The sequence below is a fragment of the Actinoplanes aureus genome, assembly GCF_015704865.1.
GTDB lineage: Bacteria > Actinomycetota > Actinomycetes > Mycobacteriales > Micromonosporaceae > Actinoplanes > Actinoplanes aureus.
Genome location: NZ_JADQTO010000045.1, coordinates 1 through 18,206, shown reverse-complemented (window position 1 = coordinate 18,206; position 18,206 = coordinate 1). Strand labels below are relative to the sequence as shown.

Below are 18,206 nucleotides of genomic sequence, written 5' to 3'. Positions count from 1 at the left end.
CCTCATGTCCTCCGCCATCACCGCGGCAGCCGCCGCATCGGCACGGCGGCCGTCCACCCCGACCTGCGATCTCGTCAGCGCCGCGGTGCAGTACGCCAGCTGCGGGATCGCGGTTATGCCGCTGCACACACCGCTTCCGGACGGCACGTGCAGCTGCCGCGACAGGAACCGGTGCGACTCCCCGGGCAAACACCCCCGGCTGCGGCATGGACTGCTCGACGCCCGGACCGACCCGGCGTTGATCCACCAGTGGTGGCAGCGGTGGCCCGACGCCAATATCGGCCTGGCGACAGGCACTGTGCTCGACGTGTGCGACGTGGATACCGGCGACGCCCTGGCCACCGTGCTCGACGTGCTCGGCGTCGTGCGCCCCGACGCGCCGCTGGTGCGCACCGGCTACGGCTGGCACCTCTGGTACGCGGCCTCAGACCTGCCCAGCCGTGTCGGCCTACTACCCGGGGTGGACTGGCGCGGCCACGGCGGTCTGATCGTCGCACCACCGTCGCTGCACACCACCGGCCGCCGGTACACCTTCCAACAGCCCTGGACCACGGCACCGGATCTACCGGCGTGCCCGCCGCCGCTACGCCGGCTCGTGCTACCCCCGCCACCCCTGACGACGCCCGGCGACACGCCCAGCATCACCCACCTGGACCGGTACGCCCAAGCCGCGCTCACCGGGGAGATCCAGCGCATCCGGCAGGCACCGCGACCGCACATCCGCAACGGCCGGCGCCTCACCGGCGGCGGCCGCAACAACGCGCTGAACCTGGCCGCGTTCCGGCTCGGCCAGCTCGCCGCGAACGGCGCGATCGACGAGGCCACGGTCTGGCACCAACTGACCGACGCGGCACTCCGCGTCGGCCTCGACGCAGCAGAAGCCCACCGCACGATCAGGTCCGGATGGAAGGCCGGACTGCAGCGGCCCCGCCGCTGACAACCGTCCGCGCTGGTGTCCTCGTCCACTCCAGGCCAGGACACCGGCGCGTCGGTCAGACCGGCTATCGCCGCCGTGCATTCCGGCCGCGTGCACCGCTTCCGTGGCACGGCCACACCGCCACCGACCCCCACGTTTCGCTCCGTCCCCCACGCTGACCGCTTCCCACCGTCGGCGCAGCGCTCAGCCGTGGCCGGCTGACGCCCGCGAACGAGCTCGTGACCTCGGCGCCAATACCGCGCTCTGCGGCATTCGACTCCATGACAGCGCCCCAGTCCGGACGTCGCATATTCCTGTCCGCCGCTTCCTGGGGATCGTGCGACCCCACGGCGTCCGGAGATGCCACCGCTGAGGGACCCGAAGGTCAGCCCACCCGACCCGAGGGCGCCAAGCCCTCTGCAGAACATCTTGGCCCCAGGTCATCGCTGCGCTCGACCGCCAAGATCTTCTACAAACCGAGGGCTTGCACCCCCGGCCCATGGGTGGGCTCTGACCGGCCCCGTCAGCGCGGCACCCCAGCGCCAGGATCACTCGATCCCGGGGCTGGACGTGCCGCAACAGCACGCCTGATGGGAGGCACGTCGTGGACTTCAATTTCGACTTCGAGGGCAACCTGGCCGAGGACGCCGATCTGCGCTTCACGCAGAGCGGCCGCAGCGTCTGCCGGCTCCGCGTCGCTCACAACCGCCGCCGCCGCGACAACAACGGCGAGTGGCAGAACCAGCCGGCGATGTGGGTCGACGTCACCGTCTGGGGCGAGCTGGCCGAGCGCTGCGCCGGCCTCAAGAAGGGCGACACCGTGTACGTCTTCGGCCGCGACGACCTCGACGCGTGGCCCTTCGTCCGGCAGGAGGACGAAACCCCGGACGCCCGGCTGCAGTGCACCGCGGCCAACATCGCGCTCAGCATGCGGTTCAAGGCCGCGCAGTTCGTCCAGCCCGACACCAACAGCTGGGCCGCCGCTGAGGCGCACACGCCCGAGATGGCGCCGACCTTCTAGCCGACTCCGGGGCCGGCCGGTTATCCCAGCCGGCCCCGACCGGCACCAGCTCACCAGCCCGTCCGGCTCGGCAACCTCCGGGAGTTCGATCATGCAGCTCAACATCACCGTCGAAGGCACCCTCACCCGCAGTGCAGTCACCGGCGAGACCCGCGACGGCCGCGAGTTCGTCCAGTTCCAGATCGTGCACCGCCCCGGCAGCTACCGCGACAACACCGGCAGGGAAGTCACCGGCAAGCCCATGTATTTCGACATTCTCTGCTGGGGTGATCTCGCCGGCCGCGCCCGCGATCTGACCCGGGGCACCACCATCGTCGCCGAAATCTCGCGTCTCATTCCCTTCGAGGACGACGGTGAGCTCGGCATCAAGGCGTTCGCTCGCAACCTGTCGATCAGCATGCGCTACGCCGAAGCGCACGCCGGCCCGCAGGTCCGCCAGCGTCGCGGTGACCTCGTCACCACCCCGCACGGCGAGACGATCACCGCGCAGGCGTACCCCGACGTCGTGGGCGACCGTGAACTCGTCCACAACCGCTGATCCGAGCGGTGCCGGTCGTGAACAGCCTCACTGCCGGCCCCGCCGTCAACGGCACACACCGGGCTGCGGCAGGAAGCCCGACAGCGCCGAAGCCCATCAACGTCCCGCTTCCCTCGGGCGTGCTGCACCGGCTGGTACTTCGGGCACACCCCGGACTGCATCGCCGGGCGTTCTGCGGCCGTGCAGCGACTGCGGCGCCGGCGCCGACCACCTATACCCGTCCTGCACCTGGTACGAGCCCGAGCCGCAACCGCACGACGACCTGAGCGACGACGCAGCCCGCCGGCCGAACCATCCCGGCGACGAACAGACCCCGTAGCCACTCCTCCCCTATCACTTTCACCGCTGGCGCCCGAGCACACACGGAAGGCAGGTTCCATGCCCAAGCACGAGTCCGCCGAGTCGCAGCCCACCCGTCTACGCCGCGCCGCCCGGCACGCCTTGCACCCGGTCAGCCACGTGACCTCGCTGGTCACCCTTCACGCCGCCGCGTTGCTCGTCATCGAGAAGACGCCCGTGCACTCCCTGCTGGCGATGTTGCACTGACCGTTCGGGTGGGTGGAACCGCATCGGCGTTCCACCCACCCCCTTCCACCTCGCGCCACGCCGCGCCGGGTGAGCAGCGTTCGCTATCCGGATCTCACGGAAGCGAATGGAAGGCCCTCCTGCCACGGACACGCTCCGCTTTCCAGCGCCGCCGGCGCCAGAACCTCACCGCCAACCCATCTCGCTCCGACGGAAGGGAGCCCATGAAGGCCAACCACAGCACCGACACGAACCGCATCGACGTCGTCAACCAGGCCGTGCAACGGGCGCGGCGCGCGGCCGCCGCCGCGGGCCGTGCATGCGCCGAACAGTGCCGGTCCGGCGTTTTCGAACTGCTGCGCACGACACTCCCCGACGCCGCACAGTTGCTCGTCGACCACGCCAGCGGTGACCACATCACGGTGCTCGCGGTACGCGACGTAGCCGGAAAACTGCTGGTTTCGCGACATCTACAGCAAACACCCCGACGCCCTAGCGATCACCAACCACATCAGGACCACCATCGACGATGACGTACTCGGCGAGATCGAGGAGCTGCTCAGCATCGCCGCCGGCCAAGCCGGCCCCACCATATTCGAACTCGCGTCCGCCGCTACCTACCGCGGCCTTCCCGACTGGCCGACAAACTGGTGCCTGCTCGAAGTACAGCTGCCTCCAATCGACGATGCCCACAACGCACGGCGGCAGGCCATCGTGAATGGCCCCAATGGCGACAGGCATCAATTTTCGCTCGCGGGCGAAGACGCGATCACCGTGGAAGTCGACGGAATCCCGCTGTTCGCAGTGATCGGCGACAGCGGGCCCGGATGGTGGCCCGACGGCAACGGCGAACAATGGCAGCCCTTGACGGCTGGAGCCACCGTCACCGAACGCACCCTGCACGTGCACGGCATCAGCGAACAGCAGTACTACGGCATCAGTACACGGCTCAATCTGCCCCGCGCACAGTTCGGCCGGTTCAAGGGCACTCCGGGCCAGCACCCTGGCCGACGACATCGATCAATGGAGGCCCGCCGCCAGCGAACCGGTCACTTCGCTGCAGGACATCGAAGCGGGGGCGCTCGACGTCGGCCTTCGACCGCCGATCTAGGGAAGGTTGTGCCGATCAAGTAACGACGGAAACCGATCGACTCCCCGTACCTGCGGGCCGTGAACACCCGTGGCGGCAGTGCCGATCTCCCGTCGGACGCGGATGCTCTTGGCCGACGGGCCAGCCGTCACCTGCCGCTTGAAAAAAGGACGAAGCGCCACTCCCCACCACTGGCGACTGCTGCTCTACTAGGGGAAGCACGGACCCAGGATCGTGAATGGTCTTCGGGCGCTAGCGCCCACCGGCAAGGCGACGCATCCGACACGAGGAAGCGATCAGCATGAGCGGAGACGATCGGGACAGGAAGATCACAGGACAACTAGAGTCCGCTGAGCAGGTAACCGTAACACCGTTCTACCGCGACAAGTACCAGGTTTGGCATTGCCAACTCACGCCACGCTCGGAGGCGAGCGAAGATTCAGGGGTCGCCCAGCGATCGGATTCAGCTGGCACATCGCGGTCGGTCAAAGTGCATGTCGGCGAGTGGTTCATTGGCGGCCTTCGTACCAGTATGAAGATCACCGTGACTGGGCGATGGCATCGCCGGTCCGGGGATGCTGAGGGTAGAGGCTTCTTCCAGGCGGACACCGTCACCGACGATCAATCCAAGGCATGGTTTGCCAAGGGGCCGGTGCCGGCGAACGGCACAGTGGAGATCACTGGAATGGTCATCCACCTGGTGGCCCTTCAAGGACAGGAAGGGCGAATCGGCTACGCATTCGATGTTCTGGAAGACGACACCAACGACGTGTACACCGTCCTCCTCCGCGGCCGCGAATGCCGGGACGTCATGAGGGAGAAGAACAAGGTCCGCGTCACTGCCGAACGCGATGCCCGGGGTGTCGTGCACGCCAAGCGTGTCACGGACCTGACCGTCAACGACGAGGTGACCGTCATCGGTTCGCCGCCGAAACTAAGACGATGGCCCTCGCTCCTAAAGGCCATGATCATGGTTGTCTTCGCGGCGCTGCCCTGGGCTGCTCTGACGGCCACAGAAACCACGGAACAGCTGTTCATCCTGTTCGCCGCGGTGTGGTCGCTACTCTGCCTGGCTTTGGCCGGCTTCCTCGTGTGGATCTCTTTCCGGATCGGCCACCGAATCTGATCGTTCACGGCACAGCGAAGGACGCGAGAGCGATGTCACTGGCTACCGAACGTTCCGGGGTGTCCTGCACGGCCGTCGTCTTGCCGAAGGGCGGCGGTGCACTCCATGGCATCGGCGAGACGTTCAAGGCTGACCCACAGTCGGGCACTTATCAGGTGTCCGTACCCATCGCCCTACCCGAAGGACGCCGTGGAGCAACACCAGGCATCGACCTCAGGTACAGCAGTGGGACTGGGAACGGACCCTTCGGTCTCGGCTGGACCCTGGGGATTTTGGCCGTCATGAGATCTACGCGTAGGAGAATCCCACGCTACGACGACAATGACGAGTTCCAACTGAACCGGCACGACCTCACCCCTGTCGGGACCTGGACCGAAGCCGATGGCCGTAGGGAACGTACGTACCGGCTGTCCGGCGACCGCGCCTACGAGCGGGTTGTCCGCGTACGCGCCGACCAGCAGGAATGGTGGGAGGTCACCACCACATCGGGTATCACGACTCTCCTCGGCCGGACCGGCGAGAGCCAGCTGCGCGACACCTCGAAAGATCACATCCGTGTCTTCGGCTGGTTCGCCACGCGCACCACCGATACGGTCGGCAACAGCATCGAGTACCGGTACAGGACCGACGGGTCACATCGGCAGCTATACCTCTGCCGCATCGACTACGCCGACCTGCCGTCAGGCGAGGCTGGCGCCGGCGGGTGGCTCTACAGTGTCGTGCTGGACTACGGCCAGTGCGACGAGGAGGGCAATGAGATCTCGTCCTGGGACGACCAGCGTACGGATGCGTTCTCCACCTTCCGCAGCGGGTTCGAGATACGAACCGCCCGGCGCTGTGGGCGAATCTTCGTCGTCCTAAACGGGGCCACTAGCGACGCCCGGGCTGATGTCATCAGCCGCTACGACCTGACCTACGAGACCGCTGAGGGCAACGCCGTTTCGCTAATGCACTCCATTACCAAGATCGGTGTGCGGCGTACCAACAGCGTCGTGGAGGAACAGAGCGAGCCACCGATCGAATTCGGCTACTCGGCCTGGAAACCTGCCTCTGGGCAGGTCACCGAGTACAGCGGGTCCGACGTACCACGAATCGCCCGGGACCGCGACGTGGAATTGCTCGATGGACAAGGCTACGGATGTCCCGGCATGGTCATCTACACCGGCAAGCGGCACCAGTATCTCGACATCGACCCCGCCGGCGCACTGCGTTTGCGCGGCGAACAGTCAGGCCCTGCCAACCATCCGATCGGGCAAGACTTCGTGCACCTGGGCGACATGACGGGTGACGGCTACGTCGATCTAACACGGCTGGAGTCGCCATGGGGGTACTACCGAGCCATTCCCGGCGTAGGCTGGTCGGCCAGACTGACCGAGCTCGGCGATGCCGTCCCGTTCGCGCATCTGCTCGACAACGGGCGGCTGGCCGACCTCGACGGTGACGGCGCCACCGACTTCATCGGCATCTCCGCAGGTCGGTTCCACGTCTACTACAACTTGGGCACACGCGGCTGGTCGGCCCCTGCCGAGACCCGCTTCCCCGCAGACTGTGATCCGGACTTCAACGATCCCGACACTCGGCTTGCGGACATGTCCGGCGACGGGCCGGTCGACTACGTTCGCGTCGGCGACCCGTGCGTGGCGGAAGGCTACTGCCACATCATGGTGAAGTACTGGCCGCACCACGGACACGGCGATTTCGGCGATCAGGCGCGGGAGATGCCGCTGCCCCTGCTGGTTACGGACAGTGGTACAGAGGACCCCTTCGCGGTCGCTTGGCTGTCGGAGCGCCTGCTGCTCACCGACGTCGACGGCGATGGGTACTCCGACGCCGTCCTCGTCCGGGAAAATGATGTGGTCGTTTGGCTCAACCAAGCCGGCAACCGATTCGGCACGCCAGCGCGCATACCTCTGCGGACCTTGGACAATCCGGAAGGCGACGATCTAGGCCCCCGCAACGACGAGGTCGAGCTCTCGTCTCTGCGGGTAGCCGACCTCGGCGGTCGGGGCACGGTCGGCGTGCTGTGGAGCCCGGTAGGCAGCGCCACACGGCTACGTTGGGCGCCTCTCACCCGGGACACGAAACCGTATCTGCTGACTAGCGTGCGTGACCACCGAGGGGCCGCAGCTGCGATCGGCTACCGTTCCTCCGCCGCGTACGCCTACGATGACGCCGCGCGCGGGCCGAACCTCGCCTGGCGCACCCACTTGCCGTTCCCCGTCCAGCTCGTGGAATACGTGTGTGTAAGCGACGAATTCTCCGAGAGGAGCGTGACCAGTCGGTACCGCTACCACGAGGGCGTTTGGGACGGAACGGAACGCGAGTTCCGAGGCTTCGCGCAGGTAGACCGGTACGACGCCGCCGCCGGTGGGCAGGCTGGGCATTCGACCCCCGTTCTGACGCGGATGTGGTTCCACACCGGCGTCGCCGGGCCTGCCGCTGACGTGGCCGAGCCGCAGCTGCGCGGATACTGGACGCTGGACCCACCATTGTTGAGCCCATCGGCGCACAGCAATTGGCTAACCGGGCTGAACGGACCGGCCGGTCGGCGCGCGCTGCGCGCGTTGTCCGGCAAGCCGCGCCGCACCGAGACTTACGCGGCCGGTCCTGAACCCGAGTGGGTACCCGGCGCCGACGATCGGCCCTACTCCGTAACGGAGTACGCCTACGACCTCGATCGAGTGGCCGACGGTCCCGGCGGCCTACCTGTCACCGCCGCATTGCGCCGGGGGGAACGTGTCACGCAGTGGGAACGCGGGCTGGAGCCGATGACCCGCGTTCAGTACGAGCTGCTACCCGACAGGTACGGTCGGCCGGGTCTGCTCGTCGACATCGCCGTCCCGCGCGGGCGGGATGCGCACGCCGTCACCGGCGAGGACTATCTCGTCACGGTCACCAACCGCCGGTACGCCTCCGCAGCGGAAAACTATCCCTACATTCTGGACCGGGTCGCGGCCGACGTGCGCTACGAACTGACGGGTGAGAGGGCTGGCCCGCCGGACGACCTCGCCCAGCGCATCGAGACGACGTGGCCAACTTCGCCAGGAGCATTCACCCGCAGGGTCATCGGAGCTACCGCCTCCTACTACGACGGAGCCGCGTTCACGGGGGAAGAACTGGGCAAACTCGGCGTGTTCGGGTTAATGAGTCGCAGAAGGCGGCTGGTGCACACTCCGGAAACACTGGCGGCCGTATTCACCGAGGAAGCCCTACCGCCCTGGGTGGAGGCCGCGCTCACCCCGGCGGCGTCTACTCAGTCGTGGCCTGCCTACTATCCGGACCGGTTCCGGCGGCTTATGGACGCCCAGACGAAGGCCGGGGGCGGCTACACCGGCGACGGGGCGCCCGACGACGACCTGCCTAGCGGGCTCTACCGCATTGAGGTGGCGCGCCGCCACGACACCCAGCCAGAACACCTGTCCGGCTCGGGGCCTAACTCCGCACCCGCGTCTGTGCGGTTCCGGCGCGGGCTGGTTCTAGCGTCTCGCGACGCTGCTGGCGTTGAGACCGTCGTCGAAGCCGACGAACACTGGCTCTATCCCCGGAAGGTGACCACCGCCGGCGTGATTGAAGAGTCCATGATCTACGACTACCGCGCGCAGCAACCGGCCATGGTGACCGACTCCAATGGCTACCGCACCCGATTCACCTACACACCACTCGGCCTGCTGCACACCGTCGTTCGGACCGGACCGGCCGACGACGATCACCTGGGCGACACTCCAGACCAGCCCGGCATCGTCTACGCCTACGGGCTAAACGAGTACGACGACAGCCCACCCGATCGGCGAAGGCCGGTGTGGGTGCATTCCCGTACTCAACTCCTTGGCTACTGGACCGCGATCGCCCACCAACGGACGTACCCCGCTGCCGGGCTGGACCTGCGGCTGCACGGCACCGCCGAGCGGCGCGACTACAGCGACGGACTCGATCGGCTGCTGCAGTCACGCACCCTGCGGACCAGTGGGTCCGTGGGTGACCCAGGTCTGCTTGCAGACATCGCCGAGCCACCTACGACCGCCAGAGTTGATCCTCCCGGGGCGACGGGAGAGCGGCGCCATGTCGGCGGCTGGACCATCCGCGGCACCGACGGCGTGGCCCGGCACAACGCCGCAGGAACGGGGCTGGACGTAGCGGCTGGTCCGGCCGACCCCCTGGTGCGCGTCGATGGGTGGGTCGCCTACGACGACAAGGGCCGAGTCGTCGAGGAGTACGAGCCCTTCCTGGACGAAGGCTGGGCCTACAACATTGCCCCGTCCCCCCGACGACATGGAACCGTGCACAGGCAACTCATTCGCCGCGACCCCCGCGGCATCCCGCAGACGATCACCAATGCGGACGGCACCCAACGCCACTTCGTCCACGGGCAACCGGCGGACCTGGCGCAGCCCGACCGGTTCGAACCCAGCCCCTGGGTCGCGTACGAATACGACGTTGACGACAACGCGCGACGCACCCACCCGAACGCGCACCCGCCATGGCACGCCCACAGCGACACGCCGGCTTCGGTCGAGGTCGACCCTCTAGGCCGAATCGTCACCGTAACCGAACGACTCCGCGACGACCCTGAGCAAACCCCAGAGGCGCAGGCACCACGCACTCTGATCACCTCGGTGCGACGCGACATCGACGGCAACGTCACCCGGGTCACCGATGCCCGCGACCATGAGGTATACCGGGCCGTGTACGACCTACTCGGCCGGGCCTGGTCCGAAACCACCCCGGACACAGGCACGACCCTGATCGCTTACGATGCGCTGGGTGCACCCGTCGAGGTATGCGATGCCCGCAGCGTACGCACCCTGAACGCCTATGACACACTGCATCGATTCGCCCGGCGCTGGACCGTTACACCGGACGCCCCGATAGGACACTTACAGTACGCCGTGCTCTATGGCGACGACCCGGCAGCGCCGGCCGACGCCGCGCAGCGCAATCTCCGAGGCCGCCGCTGGCGCAGCTACGATCCCGCCGGAGTAACGGTCCACGAACGATACGACGTGCACAACCATCCTCAGGAACTCGTACGGCGCTGGCGAATGACCGACGACCTCATCGGCTCGGCCGCACACTGGCCGCCCGAAGACCCGATCCGGGCGGACTCGGACGGGGACCGGACGCTGGACCCAAGGCGGCTGCACGTGCGCCAGACCTGCGACCGCACCGGCGCCGTCCACAGCCTCGTCCTCGAAGGCTCCGGCCGGCCAGTGCTGGCTGTCCGCTATATCCGTGACTCGTCCGGCGCCGTCACCGCCGTGGACCTACACCGCCACGGCGACGAATCCGCGGAACGACTAGTCCACCAACTTCTCGTTGACGCGCACGGCAAACCAGTGCTGATCGAGCGGCTGGGAGACCTGACCACCCAGTTCCGGTACGATCCGTTGACCACGATGCTGTTGCGCCAGCACACCGGATTGACGGACGCCGCCGACAGGCGCCATGTCCTACACGACGCCGCCATGCAGCACGACCCGCTCGGCGCGGTCACCCGCCTCGACGAGCGAAGCCCGGCCCACAATGGGCTGCAAACGCAGACGTTCAGCTACGACGACCTGCACCGTCTAACGAGCGTCACCGGATCCGCACGGGCCCGGCCAACCGCCGCCCCGTGGGATCCGCCGTCCGACGACCCGCCACAGCCGTGCCGGCGCACCTACTGCTACGACGACGTCGGCAATTTGATTGGCCAACTGTTGCAGGTCGGCGACCGCACCGAACGGCGTCTCACCGTGCTGCAGCCGGGTTCGAGCCGAGTCGAAACTCTGACCATCCAGGCCGGTGACGCCGAGAAACGCCGCTTCGCCTACCGCAGCGACAAGGCTGGCCACATCGTCAGGGAGGGACCGGATCGCGAGTTCACATGGAACGCCGCCGGTCTGCTGGACACCGCGCGAGCAGGCGCTTCCAAGGCCACACACCGGTACACCGATGCCGGTCAGCACACCGCCGTCGTCCTGGCGACCGACGGCACGGCCGAGTCGGCGACGCACTACCTACAGGATTGGGTGACATGCACCTGTGAGGCCAGCGGTGGCAGCACCATCACAATTACTGCTACCGCGGACGGCTCCCCGAGCGGGGCCCCGCTGGCATGGGTTAGCCACCACCACAACAGCACGGAGATCCAAAACCTGGTCACCGATCACCTGGGTAGCATCCGTGCCGTCCTACACCCCGACGGCACGCTCCTGCAGGCGACCGACTACAGCCCGCACGGTGAAACCCTAGTTCGCGTGTCCTCCGGTCCGGATTCGATGCCCCGGCCTCTCGGCTATGCGGCTGCGGAGGAGGATAAGGCCGCCAACCTGCTGCTGTTGGGCCAACGGCCGTACGCCCCGTGGCTAGGCAGGTTTATCGCCCCCGAACCACGGGAGAGCGCCCGCGCTATCAGCACGAAGGCACTGTCCGGTCTCTCCGAACCAGGCGATCCTCCCGACCACCGCGTACCAGCCTGGGCTGCAAGTCCGTACACATATGCAGCCAACAGCCCGCTCATGGCCAGCGACGCCGACGGGGCTGCAGCCGTAATCGTCGACGCCGCCCGGAGAGCCGAGCCGGCGCGGACCGGCACCGCTCGGATGCCGACCGGTCACGGAGCATCGAAACCATCGGCCACCGGCCAAGGCAAGGCCGACAAACCTCAGAAACAACCATCACGAGAACCGAAGGGAGGAGGCCCGGACAGCAAGCCGAAGGAACCCAGCGTCGTGGACAAAGTCCGCGACGTTGGAGGCAAGATCCTCGACGCGGCCAAGCATGAGGCCCAGCGTCATGTGGACCGTGAATTCACCATCAAATTCCATCCTAAAGAGGGCTTTAGTGCGACTTTCAAGGAGCCGTCCAAGCCCCGAGAACCGGAAAAGCCTCCCCCTCAGAAAGGCGACCCGCCTCGGCGGCAACCCCCCCGGGAAAATCCGCATCAGAACCGCAAGCCGTGACGCTCGCAAGCCTGCCGGTCCCTGTGGACGATTCGGCAGTGTTCCCGGGCTTGTCGGACCTCGTGTATCAAGTGATCGTGGCTCACGGAGTACGAATAGGTCCTTCGAAGTAGATCTTGAACGCTCGAAGCGCGCGACGCCTAACTGATCGCCAGGCCGACATATAGCAAGTAGTGCTCGGCGGTCTTGACCGTCCGTCGATCAGAGATCCGACCCGCTCGCCCGTTCCGGGCGGCGCGGATTCATGCCGCGAGGTCGCAGGCGCCTGGCAAGACCGGTCCGGCTAGCCCGGCGGCGGACAGGTCATCCGTGCCCGGCGCAAGCAGGTCGGTCGGGCCAAGAGGTCGACGGCAGCCCATCACGCTGTTCGCCTCCGCAGAACGCATGCTCCTGTACGAAAGATCAACGCCTTGTGCCGGCGCGACCCAAACCAGCTCCAACGACGGAGAGCCCGAACGTCTCCTGAGACGCTCGGATTCTGGAGAACACAACAACTGCTTCGGAGTGTGCGTCCGGGCTGGTCAGCGCCAGTGGCTGCACCTGCTACAAGTCGCACCCGAACGGTACCTGGCTGCCGAAGCCGAGGAAGAGAAGCTCCGCGCCCAGCTGGGCACCGTCGCGATCCTCAAGGAACGTCGCCAGGGCGTGAGCTACCCACTACCGCTCCGCGAACTACGCCGCAGAGCAGCTCTTCCGAGCCAAACTGCCTGACGCCGGCTCACACGCAATGTTTCGAGACAGACAAGCCGCAGCCCCAACGGCAAACGCCGATGGCGACCGAGCGCGTCGAACGGCGGTGCCGTCGAGCCGGTCAGGCGGCCTTCGGAGCCGGCGCCCACAACCTGGGGCCGCAGGGGATGGGGCAGAGCCAGCAGGATCCCCTGCCAGGTCGCCGGTTGCGCGGCCTCTCGCGGCCAATCGCATCTAACCGATCCTCGATCTCGATGGGCGGTGCCATCGGTGTCGACAGCGAGCCCGGCCGGGCCTGGCCGCGACGCCGGAATGTCCGAACGCCTTCGCGTACGTAGCCGAAGACCCGGCACCGCCCGCCGTCGTGCGGTGCTGTCCGTCAGGAATAGCGCAGAGGCGGGCGTCGCCGACACCCGTGACGCTTGGCTCCGCCAGCTGCGGTGCTCGTTGTGCCCGTCGCGGGCGTGCTTCCCGTTTGCCCAGGGGGCCGCCGCCATCCCGCGTGCTCATTCACGACGCCGCCCACGCTCCAGCGATCAATCACTACGGCGTCTGGAGCCGCTCGCTGAGGGACCCGAGGTCAGCCCACCCGCGCCGAGGGCGCTAAGCCCCAGCAGAACATCTTGGCAACCAGGTCAGCGCTGCGCTCGACGGCCAAGATCTTCCGCTGAACGGGTGCTTGCGCCCCCAGGCACATGGGCGGGCTCTGACCGGCCCCGTCAGCGCGGCACCCCAGCGCCGGGATCACTCGATCTCGCAAGCGGTGCCGCATGAAATACACCCTGATGGAGGCATGCACCATGACGGAGAACGTCACCGACCAGATCACCTGCGCCACTCCGGACGATCAGGACTCCGCCGGCGCCGAGCGACCGGCCGCTCCGGCGGGCTCGGTCTACCTCTCCGACGTCCTCGCCCGCGTACGCCAGCACGCCAACGACAACAACTGGTGCGGTACCGCCGAGTCCGTTACCACACAGGCCCTGAATGAAGGGCTGTCGTTCAAGCTACTGCGCCGCGAGAGCCAGGGATGCGGCGACCTGTCCTGCCGGCTGTGCTACCCCGGCGGTGTCGCAGAGGCAAACGTCGACGCGGCCGACGATCGGTTCACCGCTGTCGACGGCACCGACCCGTTCGTCACGAAGGCCCGCCTGAAGATGGCCATCCGCAAGGCCGTCGACCTCGGTTACAACTGGGACGAGCCGCTGCGCCTGTATCGCGAGCTCGTCGACACCTACCAGCTGGACGCGGTCCCGCTTCCGGTCCTCACGTACACGGTCACCTTCACCGTCACTGACGCGCAGCTGCACGGACGCCCGGCCGACCAGTCAGGCGTCGCGTCCGCCCTGGAGTCCGGAACCGTCGCGGGCTTCACCGTCTCGGCCGAGTCCGCCGAGGAGGCCACTGCCACCCTGATGCCGTAGTCATAACACGCTGCCCGGCCGGTTCACATCGGCCGGGCAACGTGCAGCCTGAACGATCCCGCCTCCCACCGTCGGCTCCGCCGCATCTGGGCGGCGATCAGCGCCAAGCGCACCACGCACAGCGGCTCAGGATCCGTCACCTAGACCGCAGCATTCCGCATGCACACCGGTAGCTTCCGCTGCGCGGAAGTCGGCCCGCCCTCGGTGATGCCTTTCTGCCGAACAGGCGCCGCTCTGCGTCGCGCCCGCCCACTGCCCGACCTCGACGGCTACCGCGTGACGCCATGGCCGCGGTCTGCATGCCGCCGTCCCTCTCTCGCCGATCCCGGCATGAACGCTGCTCACCCCTCGTCGAAGGGCATCGTCGTGACGCTGTACTACATCGCGATCTACCACAACGCAGACAGCCGGCTCCTCCCATACGAGCCCAACCACACACTGACCAAGGTCATCACCCACCGTCGTCACCTGCCTGCCGGAACAAGGCCGGAGCAGATCGCCGACTGGGCGATCCACGTCTTCAACGCCGACCTCGACGATTTACCGGCCAGCCGGGGCAAGACCAACGCAGGCGAGCTGGACGTCCTGCTCGCCTGTATCTACCGGCTGCTTCGACGACGCTCGCTGTCCGTCGGTGACGTCATCGCCGTCACCACCGATGAGAACACCACATGGCTGGCCTGCGATCCCACCGACTGGCGGCACATCGCCATCCCGGAGCACCGCACCGGCACGGCGCTGACCGCCGCGACCATCTACGAGCACCTGCGACACGGCGACGATGAGTAACCATCCCTGCCACCAGCACCCGCCCGGCCGCCACACCGACATCTGCCTGAGCGGCGACTGTGGTTTCTGCGGCACCCCGCTCGACAGCGTCGCCTCCGGCGAATGCCGGGCCTGCCTGAGCATCGTGTGCGAGGCATGCGACGCCGGATATCAGGCCGAACTCGGCCCGATCTGTCAGCCGTGCACACCGCCGGCCGCCACCGGCTCCGCCCGACCACCCGCTGAACCAGCAAGGACGTGACTGCCATGTCGAACGACTCCGTGAACTGGGATCGCATCGCCGAACGATTCCAAGCCGAGATGGCGAACCTCATCCACCACGAGCCGAAGAAGCGGTACGGCGACGACTTCTATGCCGAGGCGCTGCGCCGGACGCTGGGATTCCGGCCGGCCGACGAGAACTTCCAGGAACGCCTACTGCGTGGCGAAGGCCTGACCACCGAGAGCTATGCCCGCCGCCTCTACGACACCAGCGCGCTGGACCGCATGCAGCGGGAGACCGCCGAACAGGTGGCCAAGGATGCGCGAGCCGAGACCCGACGGGTCTATCGGGAGGCGGGCAAGGACTTCGCGGACCTTCTCCGGACCCGCTGCAACGAGGTCTCGGTGCCGTCGCGGTACCGGCGCGAAGGCGTGGCCTGGGCCGCCGACCTCATTGATCCGACCGTGCCGAAAGACCAGTACGGCAACGTCGTGAAGCAGGACGGAGCGGGCGAGGCACGGTGACGCCCCTCAGACTGTACGAGACCGAGCCCCGGAGCATGGACCGGTGTCGCTTCTCGTTCGAGGTGGCGAGGCCGAGCGGTCCTGACCTGCGGTTCGCCATTCGGATGTGCTGTGGTCACTGGTCATCGTCTCTCACTTGAAGTGGCGGATTCCGGAAAGGGCGCGCTTGTGGCGTGGCTGGCGAAGTGCTGTTGCCAGAATTCGGTGCGGAGCTTCAGATGCTTGTGAGAGTCAGGGGACGCAGTTGTGGCCGAACGTGGAATCATGCCCGCATGGCGGACTACCTCGTCTTGGTCAACGGCCTGCCCGGATCAGGCAAGACCACATTGACCGGCCACCTGGCCTCCACCATGGACGTCCCGGTGATCTGCAAAGACGTCCTCAAGGAGGCGATGGCCGCCGCCCTGCCAGGCATTCCCACGACGGCATTCGGTGCCGTGGCAAGCGAAGCCATGTGGGATCTGGCCGCAGCCACACCAGGTCTCGTCATCCTCGAATCCTGGTGGTTCAAACCGCGAGACCTCGGCTACGTCCAAGACGGTCTTCGCCGGTGCGCAAGCCCTGCGACCATCGAGATCTGGTGCGACGTCCCGGCCTCGCTGGCACGGGAACGCTACCTGAACCGCCGCCGAGCCGCCCTTCATGACGACGATCGCCAACTCGTGGTGTCCTGGCCTCGATGGGCTGCCGAAGCCGAGCCCCTCGGCGTCGCCGCCAACTTCATGGTTAAAACGGACCGACAAGCTGACATCGCGGGCCTGGTCAACGGGATCAGTACCGCGCTCCGCCTCCCCAACGCAGGCACTCTCAGCCACTGAGTCCAGGACGCCCCGGGTCGACGAGGTTGGGTCTCGATCCCGCTCAGCAAACCTTTTGCTTCAGCAAGCCTGGCGCATCCCACGTCGCCGGCACATGCAGCGTGATGCTCAGCAGATGATGCGCGTACGCCGCATCTCTTGAATGCACAGCCGGACGGCGAACGCGGCGGCCATCACTGCGGGCCGCCGCGTTCGCCGGTCCGCAGTGATGACCGACCCGGCCGCAGCCGGCAAGCCCGGCAAAACATCTTGGACGCGCAGCACCAGTGATCAACGAACGGCAGCAGAGCTGCGCGTCCAAGATCTTTTGACCTCCAGAGACTGGCTTGCCCGCCACCACCCACGCCGATCCCCCCGTGGCCTCGTCAACGCGGCAGCGCCGGTGCAACCGGCGCGAGCCGCCCAGGGCTCACACCCACGGAGGCCACGCCTATGAGCGCGCACACCACCGCCCACGACCGCTCCCACACCGGGCTGCGCGTCGCAGTCGTCGGAGGATCGCTGACCGGCCCGACCGCCGCACTGCTGCTGCACGCCGGATTCGACGATGTCATCCTCTACGAGGCCGCCCCGGCCAGCGCCCCGCTGGGCGGCGGGCTGATCGGCCTGGAGCACTCGTCGCTGGACATCCTCGACCAGCTCGGCGTACCGCAGCACGAGTTCGTCCGCTACGACTCCGAGGCCGTCCTCGAGTTCGCCGTCCGCCAGCGCCGGCCCGGATCCAAACGCCGCCACCTGTACGCCGGCCGCAACACCACCTGGACGCTGCTGCACGCGGCATTGACCCGCCGTCTCCCCTCGCACGTCCTGCACTCCGGTAAGCGGGTCACCGGCCTAACCGGTGAGTACGGCCAGCCGCTGCTGCACTTCGCCGACGGCGACACCGCGACAGCCGACCTGGTGGTCTTCGCTGACGGCCGCGCCTCGACCGGACGGCGACTGCTCGACCCGCACCGGCAACTGCGCTACGCCGGCTACGTCGCGCACCGCGGCCAGACCAGCACCACCCCACCCGGCCTGCGCGACTTCCTGCGCTTCGCACCCACGCACAGCGGGATGCAGTTCAACGTGGCGCCCATTCCCGGTGGCACCGACTGGACCTTCTACCTCGGTGCCACCGCCGCCCAATACTCAGACTTCTTCGGCGCCTCCCCCACCCGCCGCGTCTTCGCCCTCCCCCAGCACGTCACCGACACAGCCCGCGCCGCCGTCGACGCCAACGCCCAGCAGTACCTGCCCGACGAGCAAGCCGCCCTCGTCCACGCCACCAACACCCGGATGGCCGCAGCAGTCCTGGACATCGACCCTCCGACCCGCATGGTCTGGCCCATCGGCACCGGGCACGCCGTGCTGCTCGGCGACGCCCTCGCCCCGGTGCGCCCGCACACCGCCCGCGGCGCCAACAACGGCATCGAACAAGCCGCCGGATTGACGGCCGCGCTCACCCAGCACCGCAAGTACAGCGCCGACCTGGCCGCCGCACTCGGCGGCTGGCAACACCGCCACCTGCCCACCGCCGTCGCCGCCGTGCAACTCGGCCCGACGCTCGGTCACCAGTACGGCCTCGGCGAGTAGACCGACCCGGAATTGGGGGGGCCCAGG

Annotated in this window: 13 protein-coding genes; all 13 read left to right on the top strand. The window is 67.5% G+C overall.

Translation table 11 applies throughout. From position 1 onward, the window contains the following. The first annotated feature begins 4 nt into the window (after window positions 1-4). The 13 genes from I4J89_RS46030 (at window position 5) to I4J89_RS45970 (ending at window position 18,179) form a co-directional block, all read left to right on the top strand. The gene (locus tag I4J89_RS46030; protein WP_196420566.1) at window positions 5-937 is read left to right on the top strand and encodes a bifunctional DNA primase/polymerase; all 933 of its coding nucleotides are present in this window, start codon (window positions 5-7) and stop codon (window positions 935-937) included. A gap of 583 nt (window positions 938-1,520) precedes the next feature. Beyond that, window positions 1,521-1,937, top strand: coding sequence for a single-stranded DNA-binding protein (locus I4J89_RS46025; protein ID WP_196420565.1), 417 nt, complete (start codon window positions 1,521-1,523; stop codon window positions 1,935-1,937). A 91-nt stretch (window positions 1,938-2,028) separates the two neighbouring features. Further along, window positions 2,029-2,475 carry a single-stranded DNA-binding protein gene (locus I4J89_RS46020; RefSeq protein ID WP_196420564.1) on the top strand — a complete coding sequence of 149 codons (447 nt, stop codon included), beginning with the start codon at window positions 2,029-2,031 and terminating at the stop codon, window positions 2,473-2,475. 378 nt (window positions 2,476-2,853) lie between these two features. Next, window positions 2,854-3,021, top strand: a complete 168-nt coding sequence (locus tag I4J89_RS46015) for a hypothetical protein (RefSeq protein WP_196420563.1) — start codon at window positions 2,854-2,856, stop codon at window positions 3,019-3,021. 203 nt (window positions 3,022-3,224) lie between these two features. After that, window positions 3,225-3,533 carry a hypothetical protein gene (locus I4J89_RS46010; protein WP_196420562.1) on the top strand — a complete coding sequence of 103 codons (309 nt, stop codon included), beginning with the start codon at window positions 3,225-3,227 and terminating at the stop codon, window positions 3,531-3,533. Window positions 3,534-3,714: 181 nt separating this feature from the next. Next, window positions 3,715-4,134: a hypothetical protein gene (locus I4J89_RS46005; protein WP_196420561.1), complete on the top strand. Its 420-nt coding sequence runs from the start codon at window positions 3,715-3,717 to the stop codon at window positions 4,132-4,134. Between the two features lie 257 nt (window positions 4,135-4,391). Continuing rightward, on the top strand, window positions 4,392-5,216 hold the full coding sequence (locus tag I4J89_RS46000) for a hypothetical protein (RefSeq protein ID WP_196420560.1): 825 nt from the start codon (window positions 4,392-4,394) through the stop codon (window positions 5,214-5,216). 32 nt (window positions 5,217-5,248) lie between these two features. After that, complete coding sequence (locus I4J89_RS45995; protein WP_196420559.1) at window positions 5,249-12,157, top strand: SpvB/TcaC N-terminal domain-containing protein; 6,909 nt, start codon at window positions 5,249-5,251, stop codon at window positions 12,155-12,157. A gap of 1,460 nt (window positions 12,158-13,617) precedes the next feature. Further along, a complete protein-coding gene (locus tag I4J89_RS45990; protein WP_196420558.1) occupies window positions 13,618-14,271 on the top strand; it encodes a hypothetical protein in 654 nt (217 codons plus the stop codon). Between the two features lie 330 nt (window positions 14,272-14,601). Further along, window positions 14,602-15,060: a hypothetical protein gene (locus I4J89_RS45985; protein ID WP_196420557.1), complete on the top strand. Its 459-nt coding sequence runs from the start codon at window positions 14,602-14,604 to the stop codon at window positions 15,058-15,060. Between the two features lie 246 nt (window positions 15,061-15,306). Then, on the top strand, window positions 15,307-15,786 hold the full coding sequence (locus I4J89_RS45980) for a hypothetical protein (protein ID WP_196420556.1): 480 nt from the start codon (window positions 15,307-15,309) through the stop codon (window positions 15,784-15,786). Between the two features lie 272 nt (window positions 15,787-16,058). Beyond that, a complete protein-coding gene (locus tag I4J89_RS45975; RefSeq protein WP_196420555.1) occupies window positions 16,059-16,604 on the top strand; it encodes a P-loop nucleotide/nucleoside kinase family protein in 546 nt (181 codons plus the stop codon). A 432-nt stretch (window positions 16,605-17,036) separates the two neighbouring features. Next, window positions 17,037-18,179, top strand: coding sequence for an FAD-dependent monooxygenase (locus I4J89_RS45970; protein WP_196420554.1), 1,143 nt, complete (start codon window positions 17,037-17,039; stop codon window positions 18,177-18,179). Window positions 18,180-18,206 lie beyond the last annotated feature (27 nt).

Excerpts from the sequence above, each read along its gene's own strand:
- I4J89_RS45995 (WP_196420559.1), top strand. The coding sequence starts at position 5,249 with ATGTCACTGGCTACCGAACGTTCCGGGGTGTCCTGCACGGCCGTCGTC.
- I4J89_RS45975 (WP_196420555.1), top strand. The coding sequence starts at position 16,059 with ATGGCGGACTACCTCGTCTTGGTCAACGGCCTGCCCGGATCAGGCAAG.
- I4J89_RS46030 (WP_196420566.1), top strand. The coding sequence starts at position 5 with ATGTCCTCCGCCATCACCGCGGCAGCCGCCGCATCGGCACGGCGGCCG.
- I4J89_RS46015 (WP_196420563.1), top strand. The coding sequence starts at position 2,854 with ATGCCCAAGCACGAGTCCGCCGAGTCGCAGCCCACCCGTCTACGCCGC.
- I4J89_RS45990 (WP_196420558.1), top strand. The coding sequence starts at position 13,618 with ATGAAATACACCCTGATGGAGGCATGCACCATGACGGAGAACGTCACC.
- I4J89_RS46000 (WP_196420560.1), top strand. The coding sequence starts at position 4,392 with ATGAGCGGAGACGATCGGGACAGGAAGATCACAGGACAACTAGAGTCC.
- I4J89_RS45970 (WP_196420554.1), top strand. The coding sequence starts at position 17,037 with ATGAGCGCGCACACCACCGCCCACGACCGCTCCCACACCGGGCTGCGC.
- I4J89_RS46010 (WP_196420562.1), top strand. The coding sequence starts at position 3,225 with ATGAAGGCCAACCACAGCACCGACACGAACCGCATCGACGTCGTCAAC.
- I4J89_RS45985 (WP_196420557.1), top strand. The coding sequence starts at position 14,602 with ATGAACGCTGCTCACCCCTCGTCGAAGGGCATCGTCGTGACGCTGTAC.
- I4J89_RS46020 (WP_196420564.1), top strand. The coding sequence starts at position 2,029 with ATGCAGCTCAACATCACCGTCGAAGGCACCCTCACCCGCAGTGCAGTC.
- I4J89_RS45980 (WP_196420556.1), top strand. The coding sequence starts at position 15,307 with ATGTCGAACGACTCCGTGAACTGGGATCGCATCGCCGAACGATTCCAA.